Source organism: Leclercia sp. 1548, assembly GCF_050435045.1.
Taxonomy (GTDB): domain Bacteria; phylum Pseudomonadota; class Gammaproteobacteria; order Enterobacterales; family Enterobacteriaceae; genus Enterobacter; species Enterobacter adecarboxylatus.
The window spans coordinates 43,315-63,153 of sequence record NZ_JBNDJP010000009.1 but is presented as its reverse complement, the minus strand read 5'-3'; the positions used below and the strand labels follow the sequence as shown (position 1 = coordinate 63,153).

Annotated in this window: 21 protein-coding genes and 1 pseudogene; 16 read left to right on the top strand and 6 right to left on the bottom strand. The window is 58.3% G+C overall.

Features of this window, described 5'->3' with window-relative positions; all coding sequences use genetic code 11:
• The first annotated feature begins 104 nt into the window (after window positions 1–104).
• Entirely contained in the window at window positions 105–707 is a 603-nt protein-coding gene (gene rsmD / locus ABIE02_RS20380; RefSeq protein ID WP_032614946.1) for a 16S rRNA (guanine(966)-N(2))-methyltransferase, read from the top strand.
• A complete protein-coding gene (locus ABIE02_RS20375) occupies window positions 691–972 on the top strand; it encodes a DUF1145 family protein (RefSeq protein ID WP_032614948.1) in 282 nt (93 codons plus the stop codon). Before rsmD ends, ABIE02_RS20375 begins: the two co-directional genes overlap by 17 nt.
• A 64-nt stretch (window positions 973–1,036) precedes the next feature.
• Here the strand turns inward: ABIE02_RS20375 and ABIE02_RS20370 are convergent, their stop codons facing one another.
• The gene (locus tag ABIE02_RS20370; protein ID WP_117386036.1) at window positions 1,037–1,396 is read right to left on the bottom strand and encodes a DUF2500 domain-containing protein; all 360 of its coding nucleotides are present in this window, start codon (window positions 1,394–1,396) and stop codon (window positions 1,037–1,039) included.
• Window positions 1,397–1,524: 128 nt separating this feature from the next.
• On the opposite strand from ABIE02_RS20370, the gene ABIE02_RS20365 reads away from it, so the two are divergent.
• Both ABIE02_RS20365 and zntA read left to right on the top strand, forming a co-directional pair.
• Complete coding sequence (locus ABIE02_RS20365; protein ID WP_032614952.1) at window positions 1,525–2,151, top strand: lysoplasmalogenase; 627 nt, start codon at window positions 1,525–1,527, stop codon at window positions 2,149–2,151.
• A gap of 76 nt (window positions 2,152–2,227) precedes the next feature.
• Window positions 2,228–4,414, top strand: coding sequence for a Zn(II)/Cd(II)/Pb(II) translocating P-type ATPase ZntA (gene zntA, locus ABIE02_RS20360; RefSeq protein ID WP_336995219.1), 2,187 nt, complete (start codon window positions 2,228–2,230; stop codon window positions 4,412–4,414).
• Between the two features lie 89 nt (window positions 4,415–4,503).
• Here the strand turns inward: zntA and ABIE02_RS20355 are convergent, their stop codons facing one another.
• The 4 genes from ABIE02_RS20355 to tusA form a co-directional block, all read right to left on the bottom strand.
• Window positions 4,504–5,790 (bottom strand): TRAP transporter large permease, encoded by a 1,287-nt coding sequence (locus tag ABIE02_RS20355; protein ID WP_032614956.1) that lies wholly within the window; start codon window positions 5,788–5,790, stop codon window positions 4,504–4,506.
• 10 nt (window positions 5,791–5,800) lie between these two features.
• Window positions 5,801–6,310 (bottom strand): TRAP transporter small permease, encoded by a 510-nt coding sequence (locus ABIE02_RS20350; protein ID WP_059307025.1) that lies wholly within the window; start codon window positions 6,308–6,310, stop codon window positions 5,801–5,803.
• A gap of 12 nt (window positions 6,311–6,322) precedes the next feature.
• On the bottom strand, window positions 6,323–7,294 hold the full coding sequence (locus ABIE02_RS20345) for a TRAP transporter substrate-binding protein (protein WP_336995218.1): 972 nt from the start codon (window positions 7,292–7,294) through the stop codon (window positions 6,323–6,325).
• A 318-nt stretch (window positions 7,295–7,612) separates the two neighbouring features.
• The gene (gene tusA, locus ABIE02_RS20340; protein ID WP_032614962.1) at window positions 7,613–7,855 is read right to left on the bottom strand and encodes a sulfurtransferase TusA; all 243 of its coding nucleotides are present in this window, start codon (window positions 7,853–7,855) and stop codon (window positions 7,613–7,615) included.
• Between the two features lie 374 nt (window positions 7,856–8,229).
• Here tusA and ABIE02_RS20335 point away from each other — a divergent pair, with 374 nt between their 5' ends.
• Complete coding sequence (locus tag ABIE02_RS20335) at window positions 8,230–8,895, top strand: 7-cyano-7-deazaguanine/7-aminomethyl-7-deazaguanine transporter (protein ID WP_032614964.1); 666 nt, start codon at window positions 8,230–8,232, stop codon at window positions 8,893–8,895.
• Window positions 8,896–8,967: 72 nt separating this feature from the next.
• A complete protein-coding gene (locus ABIE02_RS20330; protein ID WP_032614966.1) occupies window positions 8,968–9,525 on the top strand; it encodes a DcrB family lipoprotein in 558 nt (185 codons plus the stop codon).
• 645 nt (window positions 9,526–10,170) lie between these two features.
• Here the strand turns inward: ABIE02_RS20330 and ABIE02_RS20325 are convergent.
• A pseudogene (locus tag ABIE02_RS20325) lies at window positions 10,171–11,413 on the bottom strand (MFS transporter).
• 108 nt (window positions 11,414–11,521) lie between these two features.
• Between ABIE02_RS20325 and ABIE02_RS20320 the strand changes: the two are divergent.
• The 10 genes from ABIE02_RS20320 (at window position 11,522) to ABIE02_RS20275 (ending at window position 19,839) form a co-directional block, all read left to right on the top strand.
• Window positions 11,522–12,595: an AI-2E family transporter gene (locus tag ABIE02_RS20320; RefSeq protein WP_051916081.1), complete on the top strand. Its 1,074-nt coding sequence runs from the start codon at window positions 11,522–11,524 to the stop codon at window positions 12,593–12,595.
• Between the two features lie 112 nt (window positions 12,596–12,707).
• Entirely contained in the window at window positions 12,708–13,769 is a 1,062-nt protein-coding gene (locus ABIE02_RS20315) for a methyltransferase (protein ID WP_032614977.1), read from the top strand.
• Window positions 13,770–13,828: 59 nt separating this feature from the next.
• The gene (locus ABIE02_RS20310; RefSeq protein WP_336995217.1) at window positions 13,829–14,551 is read left to right on the top strand and encodes a beta-ketoacyl synthase chain length factor; all 723 of its coding nucleotides are present in this window, start codon (window positions 13,829–13,831) and stop codon (window positions 14,549–14,551) included.
• The gene (locus ABIE02_RS20305; RefSeq protein ID WP_336995216.1) at window positions 14,548–15,363 is read left to right on the top strand and encodes a lysophospholipid acyltransferase family protein; all 816 of its coding nucleotides are present in this window, start codon (window positions 14,548–14,550) and stop codon (window positions 15,361–15,363) included. The genes ABIE02_RS20310 and ABIE02_RS20305 overlap by 4 nt, the downstream gene beginning before the upstream one ends.
• Complete coding sequence (locus ABIE02_RS20300) at window positions 15,344–15,601, top strand: phosphopantetheine-binding protein (protein ID WP_336995215.1); 258 nt, start codon at window positions 15,344–15,346, stop codon at window positions 15,599–15,601. The genes ABIE02_RS20305 and ABIE02_RS20300 overlap by 20 nt, the downstream gene beginning before the upstream one ends.
• A gap of 13 nt (window positions 15,602–15,614) precedes the next feature.
• The gene (locus ABIE02_RS20295; RefSeq protein WP_032614985.1) at window positions 15,615–15,869 is read left to right on the top strand and encodes an acyl carrier protein; all 255 of its coding nucleotides are present in this window, start codon (window positions 15,615–15,617) and stop codon (window positions 15,867–15,869) included.
• Window positions 15,870–15,875: 6 nt separating this feature from the next.
• Window positions 15,876–16,463 carry a hypothetical protein gene (locus ABIE02_RS20290; protein WP_336995214.1) on the top strand — a complete coding sequence of 196 codons (588 nt, stop codon included), beginning with the start codon at window positions 15,876–15,878 and terminating at the stop codon, window positions 16,461–16,463.
• Window positions 16,456–17,817 carry an AMP-binding protein gene (locus ABIE02_RS20285; RefSeq protein ID WP_336995213.1) on the top strand — a complete coding sequence of 454 codons (1,362 nt, stop codon included), beginning with the start codon at window positions 16,456–16,458 and terminating at the stop codon, window positions 17,815–17,817. Before ABIE02_RS20290 ends, ABIE02_RS20285 begins: the two co-directional genes overlap by 8 nt.
• Window positions 17,804–18,157: a hydroxymyristoyl-ACP dehydratase gene (locus ABIE02_RS20280; RefSeq protein ID WP_059307020.1), complete on the top strand. Its 354-nt coding sequence runs from the start codon at window positions 17,804–17,806 to the stop codon at window positions 18,155–18,157. The genes ABIE02_RS20285 and ABIE02_RS20280 overlap by 14 nt, the downstream gene beginning before the upstream one ends.
• On the top strand, window positions 18,148–19,839 hold the full coding sequence (locus tag ABIE02_RS20275) for a glycosyltransferase family 2 protein (protein WP_144884115.1): 1,692 nt from the start codon (window positions 18,148–18,150) through the stop codon (window positions 19,837–19,839). Before ABIE02_RS20280 ends, ABIE02_RS20275 begins: the two co-directional genes overlap by 10 nt.

Here is a 19,839-nt window from a genome sequence, read left to right as displayed (position 1 = left end):
CGCTATATACATGGAAGCTAAAAAAATGATGAAATAGTTTATCACTTAACTTAACGCACATCACCGCCTGCAAACGCAGGCCGTTGGTGTACCCGAGCAAAGATATGAAGAAACCCAACCGTGCCGCAGCGGGCCAGATACGCATTATTGGCGGCCAGTGGCGAGGCCGTAAACTGCCGGTACCGGATAGCCCCGGCCTGCGCCCCACCACCGACCGCGTTCGCGAAACGCTGTTTAACTGGCTGGCACCTTCAATGGTAGATGCCCGTTGCCTGGACTGCTTCGCCGGAAGCGGCGCGCTTGGGCTTGAAGCCCTGTCGCGCTACGCCGCCAGCGCCACGCTGCTGGAGATGGATCGCAGCGTTTCCCAACAGCTTCAGCAAAACCTGGCCTCGCTGAAAGCGACAAATGCCAAAGTGGTCAATACTAATGCCCTCGCCTTCCTTGCGCAGGCAGGCACGCCGCACGATGTGGTGTTTGTCGATCCGCCGTTCCGTAAAGGGCTGCTTGAAGAGACGCTGACGCTGCTGGAAAACAACGGCTGGCTGGCAGAAGATGCGCTAATCTACGTCGAGAGTGAGGTAGAGAACGGTTTACCGCCGGTGCCCGCCCACTGGGATCTGCACCGGGAAAAAGTGGCCGGACAGGTCGCCTATCGTCTTTATCACCGTCAATCACAAGGAGAGACTGATGCCGGTACTGATTAATCTGGGCCGTTTGCTGATGATCGGGGTCTGGGCATTTTTGCTGCTCAACCTCGTTCACCCCTTCCCGCGGCCGATGAATATCTTCGTCAACGTGGCGCTGATTTTTACCTCGTTTATGCATGCCCTGCAGATGGTAATGCTGAAAAACGGTATGCCAAAAGACGGCCCGAAGATGACCGGCTGGCAGCAGCTGCGGGTGTTCATTTTTGGCGTGTTTGAGCTGCTGGTGTGGATGAATAAGTTTAAGGCGCAGGCGAAGAAATAAGCCCTCACCCTAACCCTCTCCCATAGGGAGAGGGAACCGATCGAGCCTCCTCTCCAGGAGAAAATCACGGCGCGATCTTAAATCCCTCAAACTGCGATCCCTTGTAGCTCAACGTTCCTTTATCCCCCACCGTTAGCTGATGGTACTGCTTCTCGTCGAGGCGAAAAGTCATCTCCAGACCGCCGCTTTCCGGCTTAAAGCTCGCTTCATAGCGCATGGCGGTGCCCGCAGGCGTCACCTGCTGCTGTCGTGAACGACGATCGTTGAGCACTTTTTCCCGTTTATTGCTCACCACCACGCGCTTTTGCAGCAGCGGAGCGGCGTCGTTATCCGCCTTTTCACGGCGCTGTTGCACAAAGCGGAACGAGGCGGCAATCACGATGATTGCCAGCACGATAATAAAAAAAAGCGGCATCTTGCTCATTGAACCATCCTATAAGACCAGGCTGAAATCAGAATAGCGTGCCGCGCTGTGCATTGCTATTGGCCCGTCTGCACCACTACACTGAAGTGAAACTGTTTATTCAACAATAACAGATACAGGGACTTAATATGCTTTGGTCATTTATCGCTGTCTGTTTCTCCGCATGGCTGTATGTCGATGCGTCCTACCGTGGTCCAGCCTGGCAGCGCTGGGTGTTTAAACCCGTCACCTTGTTACTGCTCCTGCTGCTGGCCTGGCAGGCGCCAATGTTTAATGCTATCAGCTACCTGGTGCTCGCCGGGCTTTGCGCGTCACTGGCCGGTGATGCCCTGACCCTGCTGCCGCGTCAGCGTTTGCTGTATGCCGTAGGGGCATTTTTCTTATCGCACCTGCTCTATACCATCTACTTCGCCAGCCAGATGACGCTTTCGTTCTTCTGGCCGCTGCCACTGGCGCTGCTGGTGATTGGTGCGCTGTTGATTGCGGTGATCTGGTCGCGTCTGGAGGAGCTGCGCTGGGCGGTGTGTACCTTTATCGCCATGACGCTGGTGATGGTCTGGCTGGCGGGCGAACTGTGGTTCTTCCGTCCGACGGCACCGGCTCTGTCGGCCTTCATCGGCGCCACGCTGTTGCTGCTGGGCAATATCGTCTGGCTGGGTAGCCACTATCGCCGCCGCTTCCGCGCCGATAACGCTATTGCCGCCGCGTGCTACTTCGCCGGGCACTTCCTGATTGTGCGTTCGCTGTATATTTAAATAGCGCTTGACTCTGGAGTCGACTCCAGAGTGTATGCTGCGGTTAATGAGAAAGTTATCATTACCGGAGAGTACCATGTCGACTCCAGAAATACCCAAAAAAGTGCCGCAGTTTTCGGCACTTAAGCTCGCCCCCCTTCCCGCTAAAGAGCCCTGCTGCGCGGCGGATTGCAGCTCTGTACAGGCCGAAACCGTACAGCCCGTCCAGGGCCAGCGCTACAGCTGGGTAGTCAACGGCATGGACTGTGCCGCCTGCGCCCGCAAAGTCGAGACCGCCGTCAGGCAGGTGGCGGGCGTTCATCACGTTCAGGTTCTTTTTGCCACCGAAAAACTGCTGGTGGATGCGGACAGCAACGTCAGCGCCCAGGTCGAAGCGGCAGTCGTCAAGGCGGGCTATACGCTGCGCAATGAACATGCTCCGGTCGAAAAAACCTCGCTCCTGCGCGACAACCTGCCGCTCATCACCCTTGTTCTGTTGATGGGCGTAAGCTGGATCCTGACCCAGTTCAACCCTCCGCTCGGCAACCTTGCCTTTATCGCCACCACCCTGGTGGGGCTATGGCCGGTGGCCCGTCAGGCGCTGCGCCTGATGAAAAGCGGCAGCTGGTTCGCCATTGAAACGCTGATGAGCGTGGCCGCCATCGGGGCGCTGTTTATCGGTGCCACGGCAGAAGCGGCGATGGTTCTGCTGCTGTTTTTAATTGGCGAACGGCTCGAGGGCTGGGCGGCAAGCCGGGCGCGTAAAGGCGTCAGCGCGCTGATGGCGCTAAAGCCCGAAACCGCCATTCAGGTGATACAGGGCGAGCGCAAAACCGTCCCCATCGCCGCGCTGCGCCCGGGGGATGTGATTGAGGTTGCCGCCGGGGGACGCCTGCCCGCCGACGGGGCGCTGCTCACTGCCACCGCCAGCTTTGATGAAAGCGCCCTGACCGGGGAATCTATCCCGGTCGATCGCGCGGCAGGTGAAAAAGTCCCTGCCGGGGCCACCAGCGTGGATCGTCTGGTGCAGCTGACCGTGCTGTCTGAACCGGGCGACAGCGCTATCGACCGGATCCTGAAGCTGATTGAAGAGGCAGAAGAGCGCCGCGCCCCGGTGGAGCGCTTTATCGACCGCTTCAGCCGCATCTATACCCCGGCAATTATGCTGGTTGCGCTGCTGGTGGCCGTGGTGCCGCCGCTGCTGTTCAGCGCGCCGTGGGCGGGCTGGATCTACAAAGGGCTGACCCTGCTGCTGATTGGTTGTCCTTGCGCGCTGGTGATCTCCACCCCGGCGGCCATTACCTCCGGGCTGGCGGCAGCAGCCCGGCGGGGTGCGCTGATCAAAGGCGGCGCGGCGCTGGAGCAACTGGCGCAGGTGCAGCAGGTGGCGTTCGACAAAACCGGCACCCTGACGGTCGGCAAGCCGCAGGTAACGGGTATTTTTCCATACCAGATCCACGAGCAGGACCTGCTGGCGCTGGCCGCCGCAGTTGAACAAGGCTCCACTCACCCACTGGCACAGGCGATTGTGCGTGAAGCGCAGTCCCGTGGGCTGACGGTTCCGGCAGCTACCGCACAGCGGGCGCTGATGGGGTCGGGGATTGAAGCCGAGGTCGCAGGCAGCAAAGTGCTTATTTGCGCCGCGGATAAATTCCCTGCCCCGCATTTTGCGGCGCAACTCGCTACCCTGGAGCAGGCCGGGCAGACGGTGGTGATGGTCGTTCAGGATGGCGAGGCAAAAGGCCTGGTTGCGCTGCGTGATACCCTGCGGGACGACGCGAAAGAGGCTGTGCAGGCTCTGCATCAGCTCGGGGTCAAGGGGGTGATCCTGACCGGCGATAACCCGCGCGCGGCCGCCGCCATTGCCGATGAGCTGGCGCTGGATTTCCGGGCGGGGCTGCTGCCTGCCGATAAAGTGCAGGCGGTGTCAGCATTAAATGCGGAAACGCCGCTGGCGATGGTGGGAGACGGGATTAACGACGCCCCGGCGATGAAAGCGGCCACGATCGGTATCGCGATGGGCAGCGGCACCGACGTGGCACTCGAAACCGCTGATGCCGCCCTTACCCACAACCGTCTGACCGGGCTGGCGCAGATGATAAGCCTCGCCCGCGCCACCCGGGCCAATATCCGGCAGAACATCGCCATTGCGCTGGGGTTGAAGGGGATTTTCCTGGTGACCACCCTGCTGGGTATGACGGGATTATGGCTGGCGGTGCTGGCGGATACCGGTGCGACGGTATTAGTGACGGCGAACGCGCTCAGGCTGTTACGTCGAAAATAAAAGCAAAACGGCAACCTGGTTGCCGTTTTTAGTGTTTGCACCCTCTCCCTATGGGAGAGGGACGGGGTGAGGGCATCAGGCCGCACACATCACTGCATTCCCAACATTCGCGGCAACCATAGCGATATTGCCGGAATGTACGTCACCATCCCTAACACCACCAGCAGCATGCCGTAGAACGGCAGCATCTCCCGCACCACTGCCTCAATCTTCTGCTTGCTCACCGCACTGGCAACAAACAGCACCGATCCTACCGGCGGGGTAATCAGCCCGATCCCGAGGTTCACCATCATGATCATCCCGAAATGCACCGGATCGATACCCAGCGAATTGGTCACCGGCAGCAGCACCGGCGTCAGGATCAGGATGATCGGCGCCATGTCCATCAGGGTGCCAATCAGCAGCAGCATAATGTTGAGGTACATCAGAATGACGTACTTGTTGTCCGACAGCGAAGTGAAGAACTCAGTGATACGCATCGGCAGCTGCATGTAGGTCATCACCGCGCCAAACGCCGCTGCGAAGCCGATCAGAATCATCACGATGGTCACCGTCTTCACCGTGCGACACATCAGCTTCGGCAGTTCATTCCACTTGTAGTCGCGATAGATAAACATGGTGACAAAGAACGCCCACAGGCAGGCGACCGCGGCGGATTCCGTTGCGGTAAAGATCCCCGACAAAATGCCGCCAAGAATGATCACCACCGTCATCAGCCCCCACAGGGCATCGAAGAAGATCTTCAGCGCCTGTTTAAAAGGCACTCTTTCACCTTTTGGATACCCCCGCTTGCGCGCAAAGCCCAGGCACAGCACCATCAGACTTAACCCAAGGATCAATCCCGGCAGCACACCCGCGATAAACAGCGTGGCAATCGACACCGTACCGCCTGCCGCCAGGGAGTAGATCACCGAGTTATGGCTGGGCGGGATCAGAATCGCCTGCACCGAGCCGCTGGCGGTCACCGCCGCCGCGTACTCGCGCGGATAGCCTTTCTTCTCCATCTCCGGGATCATTACGGTCCCGATGGAAGCAGTATCCGCCACCGACGAGCCAGAAATGGCACCGAAAAAGGTCGAGGCGACGATATTCACCAGCGACAGTCCGCCGCGAATAAAGCCGACAAAGATATAGGCGAAGTTCACCAGCCGACGGGCAATCCCCCCCTCTGCCATGATCGCCCCTGCCAGGATAAAGAACGGGATCGCCAGCAGGGTAAATTTATTCACCCCGCTGGTGATTTGGATCATCAGCGCCTCCAGCGGCAGGTCAATCCATAGCGCCCCGGCCACCGCACTTAACCCGACGGCAAAGGCCACCGGCATCCCCAGCGCCAGTAGAATGGCGAGGGTGAATAACAAAACAAATGCATCCATTGTTCACCCCTTAACTGTGGTTGCCGATCAGCACGACCGGGCGATGTTCCTGAGAGCCAAACATCAGACGCTCAAGCACAAACAGGATTAACACCGCCGATCCGATCGGCAGCGGCAGATAACTTTCGCCGGAGGTCAGGATCGGGAACTCCGCCACCGGCTGCTCCCAGAGCTCAATGCACAGCAGGTAGCTGTACCAGAACATGATGCCCGAGATCGCCAGCATGAGCAGATCAACCATGCGCGCGCAGAACGTTTTCAGTGAGGCCGGCAATCTGTCAGTGAGCATATTCACCGCAATATGCGAGCCGGCGCGGTAGCTCACCGCCGCGCCGATAAAGGTAAAAGTCACCATGCAGATAATGGCAATCGGCTCCGGCCACGACTCACCGCGGTTAAGTACGTAGCGCGAAAAGATGCCAATCGGGATCACAATGGTCATCACCAGCAGCGACAGCCCGGCAATGGCCATCGCCAGCAGGTAGAGACGGTCCATCCACTTTAGATAAAGTTCGGACATAGAAACTCCGGGTTACTTAACGTCAGCGATGGCTTTCATCAGATCCTGATGCTTGTCGCCATACTGGGCACGCACCGGCTCTGTTGCTTTGATAAAGACCGCCTTGTCGATGTCGTGGAACTGCACGCCGCCGGCCTTCATTTTTTCCAGCGCCTGACTGTTATATTCCTGCCACAGTTTGCGCTGCTCCATCTGTGCTTCACGGGCCAGGGTCTTAATCTTTTCCTGCTCGTCGGCGCTCAGCTTGTCCCATTTCACTTTGGAGTAGAGCAGCATTTCCGGGGTGATAAAGTGGCCGCTCAGGGTGTAGTTTTTGGCGACCGGCATGTAGTTATGCGCGATGAAGGTCGGCGGGTTGTTCTCGGCCCCGTCGATAACGCCGGTCTGCATGCCGCTGTAAACTTCACTCACTCCCATTGCCACCGAGTTGGCTCCCATATCTTTCAGCGTGGCCAGCGCTACCGGGCTACCCTGGACGCGGATCTTCATCCCTTTCAGATCTTCCGGTTTCACCACGGGGTTTTTGGTGATCAGATTACGGGTACCGGAGTCCATCCAGCCGAGGAACACCAGCCGTGATTTCGGGTTGGCGGTGAGCTTCTCACCGATGGATTTACCGATATCGCCGTCGATCACTTTGTGCATGTGGTCTTCATCGCGGAAGACGTAGGGCAGCGTAAAGACTTCGATATCCGGCAGGATCGCCGCTACCGGGGCCATGGAGACGCGAATCATGTCGATGGCGCCCATCTGCGCCTGCTCAATCATCTGCTTTTCATCACCCAGCACGCCGCCGGGGAAGACTTTGATCTCCAGCTTGCCGTCGGTTTGTTGTTTGAGTTTTTCACCCATATGCTGCACCGCCACCACGTTCGGGTAGCCTTCAGGATGGACATCGGCGGCTTTAATGGTTTGCGCCGACACAGAGGCAGCAAAAGCAGACAGGCACAGAGCGGCCAGCAACGGCGTGAGGGTCGTTTTCATCGAGTCAACTCCAGGGTAGTGAGGTAAGTATCGGAACGTTGTTTTATTTTTGAACGTCTAAAAACTAGCCTATGGCCTGGAAAGTGAGGGTGAAGCGCCTCACAAAAAGCGCTAAATATTGAAATGGCGGTTCAAATTGGTGATGAAGGTCAAACGAAATGGCAACCCCAGGCTCGCGCAAGCATCAACTTGCCGGGTGGCAGCTTCGCCAGGGCCAATGCAAAACGGCAACCTCAGGTTGCCGTTTCAGGATTTGCGCCCTCTCCCTGAAGGAGAGCGTTGGGATGAGGGCATCAGGCCGCACACCGCCTGGCAGGTTTAGCCCTTGCGTAACAGGTAACGGTACGGCAGCGCCCCGGTATCCTGCGCCAGCAGTTCATGTTCCATGAAGGTACAAAAACCGGGGATATCGCGGGTGGTCGCCGGATCGTCGGCAATGATCAGCAGGGTTTCGCCGGATTGCATATTGCGCACGGTTTTGCGCACCATCATGACGGGTTCCGGGCAGCGCAGACCCTGAGCATCAAGGGTGTGGTCCGGGTGGGTAAACAGATCGGTCATCGTGGTCTCGTCCAGATAAAAACGGCAGTAGTTTACGCCGCGTACAGAGCAAAGCAAACCAGGTTAACGATTGCGTGAAAATTAGCCATTGCAAAGCGGAGTGAAAGCAGTATCATGCGGCGGTTTTCCGACCCAGGCCCATCAACCGCTATTGTTGAAGCCCGTCAGGAGACGGACAGCGCACAGAAACCGAAGCGTACAGAGAGTACGTAAGGATTTACTCGCTTCGCTCGCCCTTTGGGCCGCTACAAGCGACGTTCAAAACGCCAACGCGTTTTGATGAGCACTGCCCGGATTCAGAATGGTGAATAAAATAGCCTGATAAGCCAGGTTCATATTGGGTTCCCTCACCCCAACGTTAAAAAGGTCACAATATGACGCAGTTCTCTCAATCGCAGCGCGTAAAAGCGTTGTTCTGGCTTTCCCTTTTTCATCTGCTGGTGATCACCTCCAGTAACTATCTGGTGCAGCTGCCAATCTCCATTTTTGGTTTTCATACCACCTGGGGCGCGTTCAGTTTCCCGTTTATCTTCCTTGCGACCGATCTCACCGTACGTATCTTTGGCGCCCCGCTGGCCCGACGCATTATTTTTGCCGTCATGCTCCCGGCGCTGTTTATTTCGTACGTGATCTCCTCCCTGTTCTATATGGGCAGCTGGCAGGGCTTTGAGGCGCTGACGCACTTCAACCTGTTCGTCGCGCGTATCGCTGCCGCCAGCTTTATGGCCTATGCGCTGGGGCAGATCCTCGATGTGCATGTGTTTAACCGTCTGCGGCAGAACCATCGCTGGTGGATGGCACCGACCGCCTCCACGCTGTTTGGCAACGTCAGCGATACCCTGGCCTTTTTCTTTATCGCCTTCTGGCGCAGCCCGGATGCCTTTATGGCGCAACACTGGATGGAAATCGCGCTCGTGGACTATGCCTTTAAGGTGCTTATCAGCCTGGTCTTCTTCCTGCCGATGTACGGCGTACTGCTGAATATGTTGCTGAAAAGATTCGCGGATAAATCTGAAATCTCAGCATTGCAGGCTGGTTAAGGGTTCCCTTTAACAGTTGTGATAAGATGGATTGATGCGCCGTTATGGCCGTTTATCGAAAGGAAGAATTCAATGCGCAATCTGGTTAAATATGTCGGGATTGGCCTGCTGGTGATGGGGCTGGCAGCCTGTGATAACAGCGACACTAAAACGCCTGCTCAGGCTGCGTCTGCTGAAAGCAACGCGACGGGTCAACCGGTCAGCCTGATGGATGGCAAACTCAGCTTCTCTCTGCCGGCGGACATGACCGATCAGAGCGGCAAGCTGGGCACCCAGGCGAACAATATGCACGTCTATTCCGATGCCACCGGACAGAAAGCGGTGATTGTGATTGTCGGTGACGACACCAATGAAGACCTGGGCGTGCTGGCGAAACGTCTGGAAGATCAGCAGCGCAGCCGCGACCCGCAGTTGCAGGTAGTGACCAACAAAGCCATCGAGCTGAAAGACCACAAACTGCAGCAGCTGGACAGCATTATCTCTGCCAAAGGCCAGACCGCTTACTCTTCCGTCGTACTGGGCAAAGTGGACAACAAGCTGCTGACCCTGCAGATCACGCTGCCTGCTGACGATCAGCAGAAAGCGCAAACTGCCGCAGAGAACATCATTAACACGCTCGTGATTCAGTAATCTGTCACGGTGAAATGGCCTCCTCTGGAGTAATGCCAGTCAGTTAAGCCCGGTGGATTGTTCCGTTCACCTCATGTTCAGCAGAAAATGGCATTACACAACCCGTGAACGTGACAAGGGGGGCCGCCGGGCCCCCCTTGTCAATCCCCGCGGCCCCGCAATGAAACCGGTGCTTCGCACTGCGCTCACCTCCCGACCGGCTGCCTGCGGTCGGCTCAACTCGACATCCTGTCTCGATTCGCCTCTGGCCGCCATCCCTGGCGTCCAGCCCTTGTCATCCGGTCTCCGGTTCGCCGGTTTCAGCGGGGAATCAACCCCCGTGCCACATTCAAACCGCAGAGAAGCGTGAGGGAGCGTGAATCCGGCTGAAAATCGACGAAGCGTTTCCGTAAGGCCGGGGCGAGGCGCAGGGACGCGCCGAGAGGGCATAGCCTGCAGGGATGCAGGCTGGTGCCCGACCCGAAAGCCTGAAGGAATAAGCTGAGTGCACCGCGAAGCGGCGATTTTCTTTGCCGGGAGCCGGGGTAGCCAGGGGGGAGGCGGCGAGCCCCCCTGGCACGTTCACCGCAGCGGAGGGGGCATAAAGCAGAGGTGCTTTAGTGAACGGAACTCTTCCACTTCAGTCATTTAGAAATACTGAATGGCTTAACTGACTGGCATTACCTCCTCTGGAGGCCTTTTTTTTAGCCGCCACGTCAGCAGTAACGCCACCGCCACCAGCCCCGCAGCCGCCAGATAAATAACCGGCACCCCGGCCCACGCCATCACCAGCCCGGCCAGCGGCCCGGTGATCCCCAGTGACATATCCATAAATACCGTATAGGTCGCCAGCGCTGCACCCTGATTCTGCTGCGGCACCGCTTTCACCGCCACGACGCCCAGCGCCGGGAAGACCAGCGAGAACCCAGCCCCCGCGAGGAAGACCCCAATCCGCGCTACCCAGGGCGCATCGGCGATGCCGGTCAGCAGCAGGCCGATAATCTCCACGCCAAAGCAGATCATGGCCACGTTCAGCCCGCCCAACCGGTTAATGCCATTCGGGAACAGTAGTCGCGTTCCGACGAAGGCACAGCTGAACAAGGTCAACGCGAAGGCCGCGCCGTCCCAGCCCTTATCGGCATAAAACAACGTAATGAAGGTGGCGATCACCCCAAAGCCTGCCGAGCCGAGGGCCAGCGCCATACCGTAAGGCCAGACGCGCCCCAGCACCGCACGAAACGGCATCGGTTTGCCTTTGCTGGCTTTAACTTTCGGTCGCGGCAGAGCAAATAAAATCGCCAGCAGCGCCACCGCCATAATGGTCAGCGCCAGCCCGCTCAGGCCGGTGTAGCGGTAGCAGAGCACGCCGAGGGGAGCACCCATCGCCATCGCGCCGTAAGTGACAATCCCGTTCCAGGAGATCACCCGCCCGATATGCGACGCCCCCACGACCCCCACGCCCCACAGCGTGGAACCTGTTCCGGCGAGGCTTTGCCCGACGCCGAGGATCACCCGCCCAAAACAGAGCAGCGCCAGGCTCACTATCGGCCAGGCGCTGGTTAACCCGGCCAGGAAATAGCTCACCCCGCTCAGGAAGCAGCCGCACAGCCCCAGCACCACAATGCTTTTCGGGCCAAACAGGTCGGCGTAGCGCCCGGCATAGGGGCGGCTTAACAGCGTGGCGAAGTATTGCAGGCTGATCACCAGACCGGCCCAGAAGGCGCTAAATCCCATGACGTCATGGACATAGCCCGGCAGCACGGCCAGCGGCAGGCCGATGGTCAGGTAGCTGGCAAAGTTGAAAATAACGACGGAAACAATACGCAGGTTGAGGCGTAATCCACTCAGTGCCGGTTCGGCGGCAGGTTCGGGCATCAGGTTCACCAGAATTTTTACAACAGTGTTTCACTATTACCATGACAGGGGCTGAATTGCAGCAGCGACTTTAAGATTAAAGGCCTCAGCCGAAGCGCGATGCGCGCACTACACTTATGAGCATCTCATAAGAGGAAATATTATGTTAATCACGCCACCCGATAAAACGGGTCTTACGCAACCTGATAAAGCAGGCCTCCATATTTTGCTTAAAATGGCCTGTCTGGTGGTGATCCTTGCCGGTATTCACGCCGCCGCGGATATTCTCGTGCAGCTGCTGCTGGCACTCTTTTTCGCTATCGTACTTAACCCCCTCGTCACCTGGTTTTTGCGCCGAGGGGTGAGTCGTCCCCTGGCCATCACCATTGTGGTGGTCGTGATGCTGATAGGCATGACGGCGCTGTTCGGGGTGCTGGCGGCCTCGCTCAATGAATTTGCCGCCACGCTGCCGAAATACAATAAAGAGCTGACGCGCAAACTTATCGATCTGCAGGAGATGTTCCCGTTCCTCAACCTGCACATCTCCCCGGAGCGAATGCTAAGACGGATGGACTCGGAAAAGGTAATGACCTTTGCCACCGCGCTAATGACCCAGCTTTCCGGGGCGATGGCCAGCGTCCTGCTGCTGGTGATGACGGTGGTCTTCATGCTGTTTGAAGTGCGCCACGTACCCTACAAAATGCGTTTTGCCCTGAATAATCCGCAGATCCACATCGCCGGTCTGCACCGGGCGCTGAAGGGCGTCTCCCATTATCTGGCGCTGAAAACATTGTTAAGCCTGTGGACGGGTGCCATCGTCTGGCTGGGGCTGGCGCTGCTGGGCGTGCAGTTCGCCCTGATGTGGGGCGTGCTGGCCTTCCTGCTGAACTATGTGCCCAATATCGGCGCGGTGATCTCCGCCGTACCGCCGATGATCCAGGCGTTTCTGTTTAATGGCTTCTATGAGTGTGCCATGGTGGGGGCGTTGTTCCTGATCGTGCATATGGTGCTGGGCAATATCGTGGAACCACGGATGATGGGCCACCGGCTGGGAATGTCCACCCTGGTGGTGTTCCTGTCGTTGCTGGTCTGGGGCTGGTTACTTGGCCCGGTCGGGATGTTATTGTCTGTTCCGCTTACCAGCGTGTGTAAGATCTGGATGGAAACCACCAAGGGAGGAAGTAAGCTGGCGATCCTGCTCGGGCCGGGCCGACCCAAAAGCCGCCTGCCGGGATAACGGCATCACCCCGCCACCCCATTCAGCGAGCGCTGCGCGGTAAATTTTATACTCGTCGGGTCAGTCCTGGCCCGACGCTCTCTGTTTCAACCGGCGAAAGGTTACGCATTTCATGTACGAAAAGGACACGCTCAGCGCGCTTGAGGCCATCACCGAAGCGCAACGTATCGCTTTTGCCCCGATGCTTTTTCAAACCGCCCTCTGTCTGCGTAACACTGGCGTGCTCGCCTGGCTGGATAAGCAGGGAGCGCATGGCGCTACTGTGGATGAGATCGTGGCAAACAGCACGCTCAGTGAATATGGCGCTGGGGTATTGCTGGATATGGGATTAAGCGGGCGCATAGTGACGCACCGGGAGGGGCGATACTATCTGGCCAAAATTGGGCATTATTTACTGCATGACAGCATGACCCGCATCAACATGGATTTCACCCAGGATGTTTGCTATCAGGGCCTGTTTCACCTTGCCGAGTCACTGAGCACGGCGAAACCGGCTGGCCTATCTGTCTTTGGCGAATGGCCAACCATTTATCCGGCACTGTCTGCGTTGCCTGAACAGGCGCAGCGAAGCTGGTTTGCTTTCGATCATTTCTATTCCGATGGCGCATTCGACGCCGCATTACCCCTTATATTCGCAAGCTCGCCGACAAAATTGTACGATGTCGGCGGCAATACGGGTAAATGGGCGCTACGCTGCTGCAGATACGATGAAAATATCACCGTGACGCTGCTCGATCTGCCGCAGCAAATTGCACTGGCCCGGGAAAATATTGCAAATGCAGGATTATCTCATCGTATTGCGTTCCATCCTGTCGATATGCTTAGCGACGCTGTTCTGCCGGGTGACGCTGATATCTGGTGGATGAGCCAGTTCCTGGACTGCTTCTCTCCCGATCAGATTGTTACCCTGCTGGGCAACGTGGCGAAGGTGATGAAGCCAGGCGCGCGCTTATGCATTCTGGAACCCTTCTGGGATGCGCAAAAATTCGAAGCGGCCTCCTTCAGCCTGAACGCAACCTCGCTCTATTTCACCTGTATGGCGAACGGCAACAGCCGTTTTTATAGCGTAGAGAAATTTTACCACTATCTGGAGAGAGCAGGATTCCGGGTAGAACAACGGCATGACAATCTCGGGGTGGGCCACACCTTATTGATTTGTCAGAAAAATGAATAATAACGCGGCCTGATTTTTGCTGCGTTATTGAAAGACGGATTGATCGCGGACGCGCGCAGATGAAATTTGCATTTAACATTCTCGACTGGCATGCCAGAGCGCCAGGGCTTAGCGATGCCGATCAGTGGCAGGCATGGTCGCAGGGTTTGCACGCCATCGATCCTGCTGCGCCGCAGGCCAAACTGACCGATCTGCCGATGATGACCGCCCGCCGCCTCAGTTCAGGCAGTAAGCTGGCGGTCGATTGCGGCCTGGCGATGGTGCGAAAACATGCCATTGATGCCGTGGTCTATACCAGCCGTCATGGCGAGCTGGAGCGTAACTATCGCCTCCTGCACGCGCTGGCGACCGGGCAGGATGTTTCCCCGACTGACTTTGCCATGTCGGTCCACAACTCTGCGGTGGGCAATCTGACTATCGCGGCGCGTCAGCCGATTGTTTCGTCATCACTTTCCGCCGGAATGGATACTTTTCAGCAGGGTCTTTGCGAGGTGCTGAGCCTGCTGCATGCCGGATATACGCGGGTGTTACTGGTCGATTTTGATGGCACCCTGCCCGATTTTTACCGCTCCGCACTGCCGGCTCAGATGCCGACCTGGCCCTATGCCATGGCGCTGGTCATCGAAGCCGGTGACGCCCTGCGCTGCGAAACGGAATCCGTCCGTTGCCCCGACGAGCCATCGCTGCCGCAGAGCCTGCAGTTCCTGCGCTACTTCCTGCGTCACGATGAGCAATTTGCGGTGCCCGGCGAGCGCCTGCTGTGGCGGTGGACGCGTGCATGACAAGTCTCATGGCAAACCTCAACCGCGGCTGGCGAATGCTGATGACGGGCGCATGCTTCGTGCTGTTTGGCATAGGCGGGCTGATGCTGTCGCTGGTGTGGTTCAACCTGTTGAACCTGTTCCAGCGCGACCGGGCGCGTCGCCGTCGTCTCGCCCGGCGCAGTATTGCCGCGAGCTTTCGGGCTTTTTTAACCGTTGCCCGTGCCCTGGGCGTGCTGGATTACCGCTTCGATAATCCCGACGTGCTGCGCCATGAGCGCGGCTGTCTGGTAGTGGCGAACCACCCGACACTTATCGACTACGTGCTGATTGCGTCGGTGATGCCAGAAACCGACTGTCTGGTTAAAAGCGCCCTGCTGCGTAACCCCTTTGTCAGCGGGGCGATCCGCGCGGCGGATTACCTGATCAACAGCGAAGCTGACACCCTGTTAAGCGCCTGTCAGCAGCGGCTGGCGCAGGGTGATACGTTACTGATTTTCCCGGAAGGCACGCGCACGCAGGTAGGAAAAGCCATCAAGCTACAACGCGGCGCGGCCAATATTGCCGTGCGCTGCAACAGCGATCTGCGGGTGGTTATCATCCACTGTAGCGAGCATCTGCTCGATAAACAGAGCCGTTGGTATAACATACCGCCGAAAAAACCGTTCTTCACGGTCGATGTCCGTGAGCGAATAGTTATTGACGATTTTTACGATGCAGCAGTACAGGAACCGGCTCTGGCAGCAAGAGAACTTAACCGGCACCTGCAGCATCGCTTAACATCCGGTCTTCAATCTTTGTCAGGAATTAATGATGCAAGCGCTCTACCTTGAAATTAAAAATCTTATAATTACTACCCTGAATCTGGACGAATTGACCGCAGAGGATATCGATACGGATGCCGCGCTGTTTGGCGATGGGTTGGGCCTTGACTCGATCGATGCCCTTGAACTGGGCCTGGCGGTAAAAAACCAGTACGGCGTGGTGTTATCTGCCGAAAGCGAAGAGATGCGTCAGCATTTCTACTCCGTTGCCACTCTGGCCTCTTTTATCACAGCCCATCGCGTCTGAGACCGAATTTATCATGACTACAGAACACAAATCCGTTTATCAGGAAGTCACCACGCTCCTGATCACCCTGTTTGAGATTGACCCGGAAGCCATCACCCCAGAGGCACGCCTGTATGAAGATCTGGAGCTGGACAGCATTGATGCCGTCGATATGGTTGTTCACCTGCAGAAGAAAACGGGCGCCCGGATCAAGCCGGAAACCTTCAAGTCTGTACGTACCGTTCAGGACGTAGTGGATGCGGTAGAAAAACTCCTGCGCGAAGCGTAAGACACCATGCGTGGCGGACGGTCATTTCCGGCGATCCCCCTGTTGACGGGGTTGATGCTGGTCGCATGGCCCTTTCTGATTGGCTTCGGGCTGATGCATAACAGCCTGCACTGGCTGCTGCCGCTGCTGGCGGTCCTGCTGCTGTTGCGCTTTCGTCAGGCGCGGCATAACGCCGGGCCAATGCGCTATGCCGTGCAAACCGTCGCGCTGGCGGGCATCGCCCTGTGTACCGCCAGCTACTTGCTGAAAGCGCATCAGTGGCTGTTGTTCTATCCGGTGGTGGTGAACCTGGTGATGCTGGCCGTCTTTGGCGGATCGCTGTGGACGACAATGCCCATCGTTGAACGGCTGGCCCGGCTGCGCGAACCGAACTTACCCCCTTCAGGGGTGCGCTATACCCGCGTGGTCACCCGGGTATGGTGCGGCTTTTTCATTTTGAAGGGCGGTATTGCGCTGTTCACCGCGCTACGGGGCGATATGCGGCTCTGGACGCTGTGGAACGGCATGATCGCCTATATCCTGATGGGCGCGTTGATGGCGACCGAATGGCTGGTGCGCCAGCGACGGATAAAAAAAGAGCAGCATAATGCGTAACCCTCTTCCTTTGAGCCAGTGGCTGAATGCTCCCCGCCCGGACGACACGCCCGTCGCCTGGTCAGGCGATCGCTGCTGGACGCTGGGGCAGTTGCGCGACGACGTTAGCGGGCTGATGGCCATTTTACAGCAGCAGGACGGCGATCGCTGGGCGCTCTGCTTTGACAGCAGCTATCTGTTTATCGTCGCCCTGCTGGCAACGCTGTATGCGGGCAAAACCCCGGTGCTGCCGGGCCACAGCCGCGAATCGCTGCTGGAAGAGCAGCAGAAACTGTTCAACGGCGTGCTGAGCGACAGGACGCTGAACGTCCGGGGCCGCCTGATCATCGTCAGCTCGGCCCGTCGTAGCGCCACCCCGTTCACGCCGCTGCCGACCATTGATGACACCCGCATTATCGAGCTGTTCACCTCCGGCTCCACCGGCAAGCCTGAACGTATTATCAAGCACATCGCCCAGCTCGATCGGGAGGCCAGGCTGCTGGCTGAACGGTTTGGCGAGCGCCTCACCGGTTGCTGCGTGGTGGCCTCTGTGGTGCCACAGCACCTGTACGGCCTGACGTTTCGTATCCTGCTACCCTTGTCTTTGGGGCTGCCGCTGCATGCGGAGATGCTGACCTATGCCGAGCAGCTGGCGGCGCTGGATCACACTAAGCGTTATCTGTTTATCAGCAGCCCGGCGTTCCTGAAGCGGCTTGATACCCGGCTCGCCCCGCCCCCCGTCGCCATGCTGATCTCCGCCGGTGGCGTGCTGGCGTGGGAGTCGGCTTGCGCGACCCATCGCTGGCTGGGGCTGTGGCCGGATGAAATTTATGGCAGCAGCGAAACCGGCGTTCTCGCCTGGCGTCATCGTCAGGCGGACGCGCGCCTCTGGCAGCCCTTTCCGGGCGTGAAAATTAGCCGCGTTGATGACGCCTTTCACGTAACCTCCCCCCTGATCCGCGCGCCTGAAGGTCTGCTGCTCGACGATATCCTGCACATTGAGGATAACGGTCAGTTCAGTATCGTCGGTCGCCGGGGCCGGGTGGTGAAAATCGAAGACAAACGCATCTCGCTGACTGAAATCGAGCAGCGGCTGCTGGCGCTGGACGGCATTTGCGAAGCGGCGGCATTGCCGGTCACGCGGGACGGACGCCAGACGATTGGCGTGCTGCTGGTGCTGAGTGACGCCGGGCGTCAGCAGCTCTGCCAGCGCGGGCGTAAAGCGCAGGTTCTGGCCTGGAGACGCGCCCTGCAACCGTGGCTCGAACCCGTCGCCATTCCCCGTCACTGGCGCATTGTTGATGAAATGCCGGTGAACAGTATGAACAAGCGTGTCTATGCGCAGTTACAGGAATTATTTCATGAAAATCCATGAAATCGAGCGCCATCAGGCACAACCGCAGCAGCTGGAGATTGTCCTGCACCTGGATCCGGCCCTGTTCTGGTTCCAGGGCCATTTTGCCGTCCAGCCCCTGCTGCCCGGCGTCACCCAGCTCGACTGGGTGATGCACTACGCCACCACGCTGCTGGTGCCAGACTATCGCTTTCACAGTATTCAGAACGTGAAATTCCAGGCACCGCTGCTGCCTGATGCCACGGTGACCCTCACTCTCGACTGGGACGCCGGGCGCGAGATGCTCACTTTTCGCTATCAGCGTCACGACGGCGAACAACGCCACACCGCCAGCACCGGGAAGATTCGCCTGTGTCGCTAACCTTCCGCCCCTGCATCCTGATCCCCTGCTACAACCACGGGGCAATGATGGCGAACGTGCTGACGCGCCTGGCACCGTTTCAGCTGCCGATTATTGTGGTCGACGATGGCAGCGACGCCAGTACCCGGCAGACGCTGGACCAGTTGGCTACTGACAATGCCCATGTCACCCTGGTGCGGCTGACGCACAACGCCGGTAAAGGCGCGGCGGTGATCCGCGGGCTGAAAGTGTGCGCCGGGGCGGGGTATACCCATGCGGTGCAGGTGGATGCCGATGGACAGCATGCGATTGAGGATATTCCGCAGCTGCTGGCGCTGGCAGAACGCCACCCCCAGGCGTTGATCTCCGGCCAGCCGATTTACGACGACTCCATCCCCCGCTCACGCCGGTATGGCCGCTGGGTCACCCATGTCTGGGTATGGATCGAAACCCTGTCGTTGCAGCTTAAAGACAGCATGTGCGGCTTTCGCGTCTACCCGGTCGCGCCCACGCTGCAACTGGTAAACCGCGTGTCGCTCGGCAAGCGGATGGATTTTGATACAGAAGTGATGGTGCGCCTCTACTGGCAGGGCCACACCAGCTATTTTCTGCCCACCCGGGTGACCTATCCGCAGGATGGCATTTCCCATTTCGATGCCCTGAAAGACAACCTGCTGATCTCCTGGATGCACACCCGGCTGTTCTTCGGCATGTTACCGCGCATCCCCTCGCTGCTGTTTCGCCGCCGCAGCCAGCACTGGGCGCAGCAGCAGGAAGTGAAAGGTCTCCTCGGTATGCGCCTGATGCTGCGGGTCTGGCAGTTGCTCGGACGCAGAGCCTTTACCGTTCTGCTGTGGCCGGTGGTTGCCGTGTACTGGCTTACGGCGCGTCCGGCGCGGCAGGCATCGCAGCAGTGGATCGCCCGCGTCAGTGAGGTGCTGGCGCAGCGCCAGCAGCCAAAACCTGCGCGACTGAACAGCTTTTTCCACTTCCTGCGTTTTGGCAATGCGATGCTGGATAAAGTCGCCAGCTGGCGCGGCGAGCTCCGGCTGGATCGGGACGTGATCTTCGCTCCCGGCGCGCGGGAAAAACTGGATCTTACCGTGCCGCAGGGCAAGCTGCTGCTGGCCTCCCATCTGGGTGATGTGGAGGCATGTCGCGCCATGGCGCAACAGAAAGGCGGTAAAACCATTAATGCGCTGGTGTTCACCGATAACGCCCAGCGGTTTAAACAGATTATGCAGGAGATGGCACCGCAGGCCGGTCTGAACCTTATCCCGGTCACAAGCATCGGCCCTGACACCGCTATCCTCCTGAAAGAGAAGATAGATCGCGGGGAGTGGGTGGCGATCGTCGGGGATCGGATCGCTGTCGATCCGCAGCGCGGCGGCAGCTGGCGCGTGGTATGGAGCGACTTTATGGGTCAGCCTGCGCCTTTCCCGCAGGGGCCATTTATTCTCGCCTCGCTGATGCGCTGTCCGGTGATGCTGATCTTCGCCCTGCGCCAGCAGGAGAAATTGCATATCCACTGCGAAGAGTTTGCCGATCCGCTGCTGTTACCCCGCGGCGAGCGCCAGCAGGCGTTACAACAGACCGTCGATCGCTACGCGCAGCGGCTGGAGCATTACGCGCTACAAGCGCCGCTCGACTGGTTCAATTTTTTCGATTTCTGGCGTCTGCCGGATACTAAAGAGAAGGAGTAA

Excerpts from the sequence above, each read along its gene's own strand:
- ABIE02_RS20305 (WP_336995216.1), top strand. The coding sequence starts at position 14,548 with ATGACAAGTCTCATGGCAAACCTCAACCGCGGCTGGCGAATGCTGATG.
- ABIE02_RS20345 (WP_336995218.1), bottom strand. The coding sequence starts at position 7,294 with ATGAAAACGACCCTCACGCCGTTGCTGGCCGCTCTGTGCCTGTCTGCT.
- ABIE02_RS20365 (WP_032614952.1), top strand. The coding sequence starts at position 1,525 with ATGCTTTGGTCATTTATCGCTGTCTGTTTCTCCGCATGGCTGTATGTC.
- ABIE02_RS20330 (WP_032614966.1), top strand. The coding sequence starts at position 8,968 with ATGCGCAATCTGGTTAAATATGTCGGGATTGGCCTGCTGGTGATGGGG.
- rsmD (WP_032614946.1), top strand. The coding sequence starts at position 105 with ATGAAGAAACCCAACCGTGCCGCAGCGGGCCAGATACGCATTATTGGC.
- zntA (WP_336995219.1), top strand. The coding sequence starts at position 2,228 with ATGTCGACTCCAGAAATACCCAAAAAAGTGCCGCAGTTTTCGGCACTT.
- ABIE02_RS20295 (WP_032614985.1), top strand. The coding sequence starts at position 15,615 with ATGACTACAGAACACAAATCCGTTTATCAGGAAGTCACCACGCTCCTG.
- ABIE02_RS20300 (WP_336995215.1), top strand. The coding sequence starts at position 15,344 with ATGCAAGCGCTCTACCTTGAAATTAAAAATCTTATAATTACTACCCTG.
- ABIE02_RS20370 (WP_117386036.1), bottom strand. The coding sequence starts at position 1,396 with ATGAGCAAGATGCCGCTTTTTTTTATTATCGTGCTGGCAATCATCGTG.
- tusA (WP_032614962.1), bottom strand. The coding sequence starts at position 7,855 with ATGACCGATCTGTTTACCCACCCGGACCACACCCTTGATGCTCAGGGT.
- ABIE02_RS20350 (WP_059307025.1), bottom strand. The coding sequence starts at position 6,310 with ATGTCCGAACTTTATCTAAAGTGGATGGACCGTCTCTACCTGCTGGCG.
- ABIE02_RS20285 (WP_336995213.1), top strand. The coding sequence starts at position 16,456 with ATGCGTAACCCTCTTCCTTTGAGCCAGTGGCTGAATGCTCCCCGCCCG.
- ABIE02_RS20335 (WP_032614964.1), top strand. The coding sequence starts at position 8,230 with ATGACGCAGTTCTCTCAATCGCAGCGCGTAAAAGCGTTGTTCTGGCTT.
- ABIE02_RS20320 (WP_051916081.1), top strand. The coding sequence starts at position 11,522 with ATGTTAATCACGCCACCCGATAAAACGGGTCTTACGCAACCTGATAAA.
- ABIE02_RS20290 (WP_336995214.1), top strand. The coding sequence starts at position 15,876 with ATGCGTGGCGGACGGTCATTTCCGGCGATCCCCCTGTTGACGGGGTTG.
- ABIE02_RS20280 (WP_059307020.1), top strand. The coding sequence starts at position 17,804 with ATGAAAATCCATGAAATCGAGCGCCATCAGGCACAACCGCAGCAGCTG.
- ABIE02_RS20375 (WP_032614948.1), top strand. The coding sequence starts at position 691 with ATGCCGGTACTGATTAATCTGGGCCGTTTGCTGATGATCGGGGTCTGG.
- ABIE02_RS20355 (WP_032614956.1), bottom strand. The coding sequence starts at position 5,790 with ATGGATGCATTTGTTTTGTTATTCACCCTCGCCATTCTACTGGCGCTG.
- ABIE02_RS20315 (WP_032614977.1), top strand. The coding sequence starts at position 12,708 with ATGTACGAAAAGGACACGCTCAGCGCGCTTGAGGCCATCACCGAAGCG.
- ABIE02_RS20310 (WP_336995217.1), top strand. The coding sequence starts at position 13,829 with ATGAAATTTGCATTTAACATTCTCGACTGGCATGCCAGAGCGCCAGGG.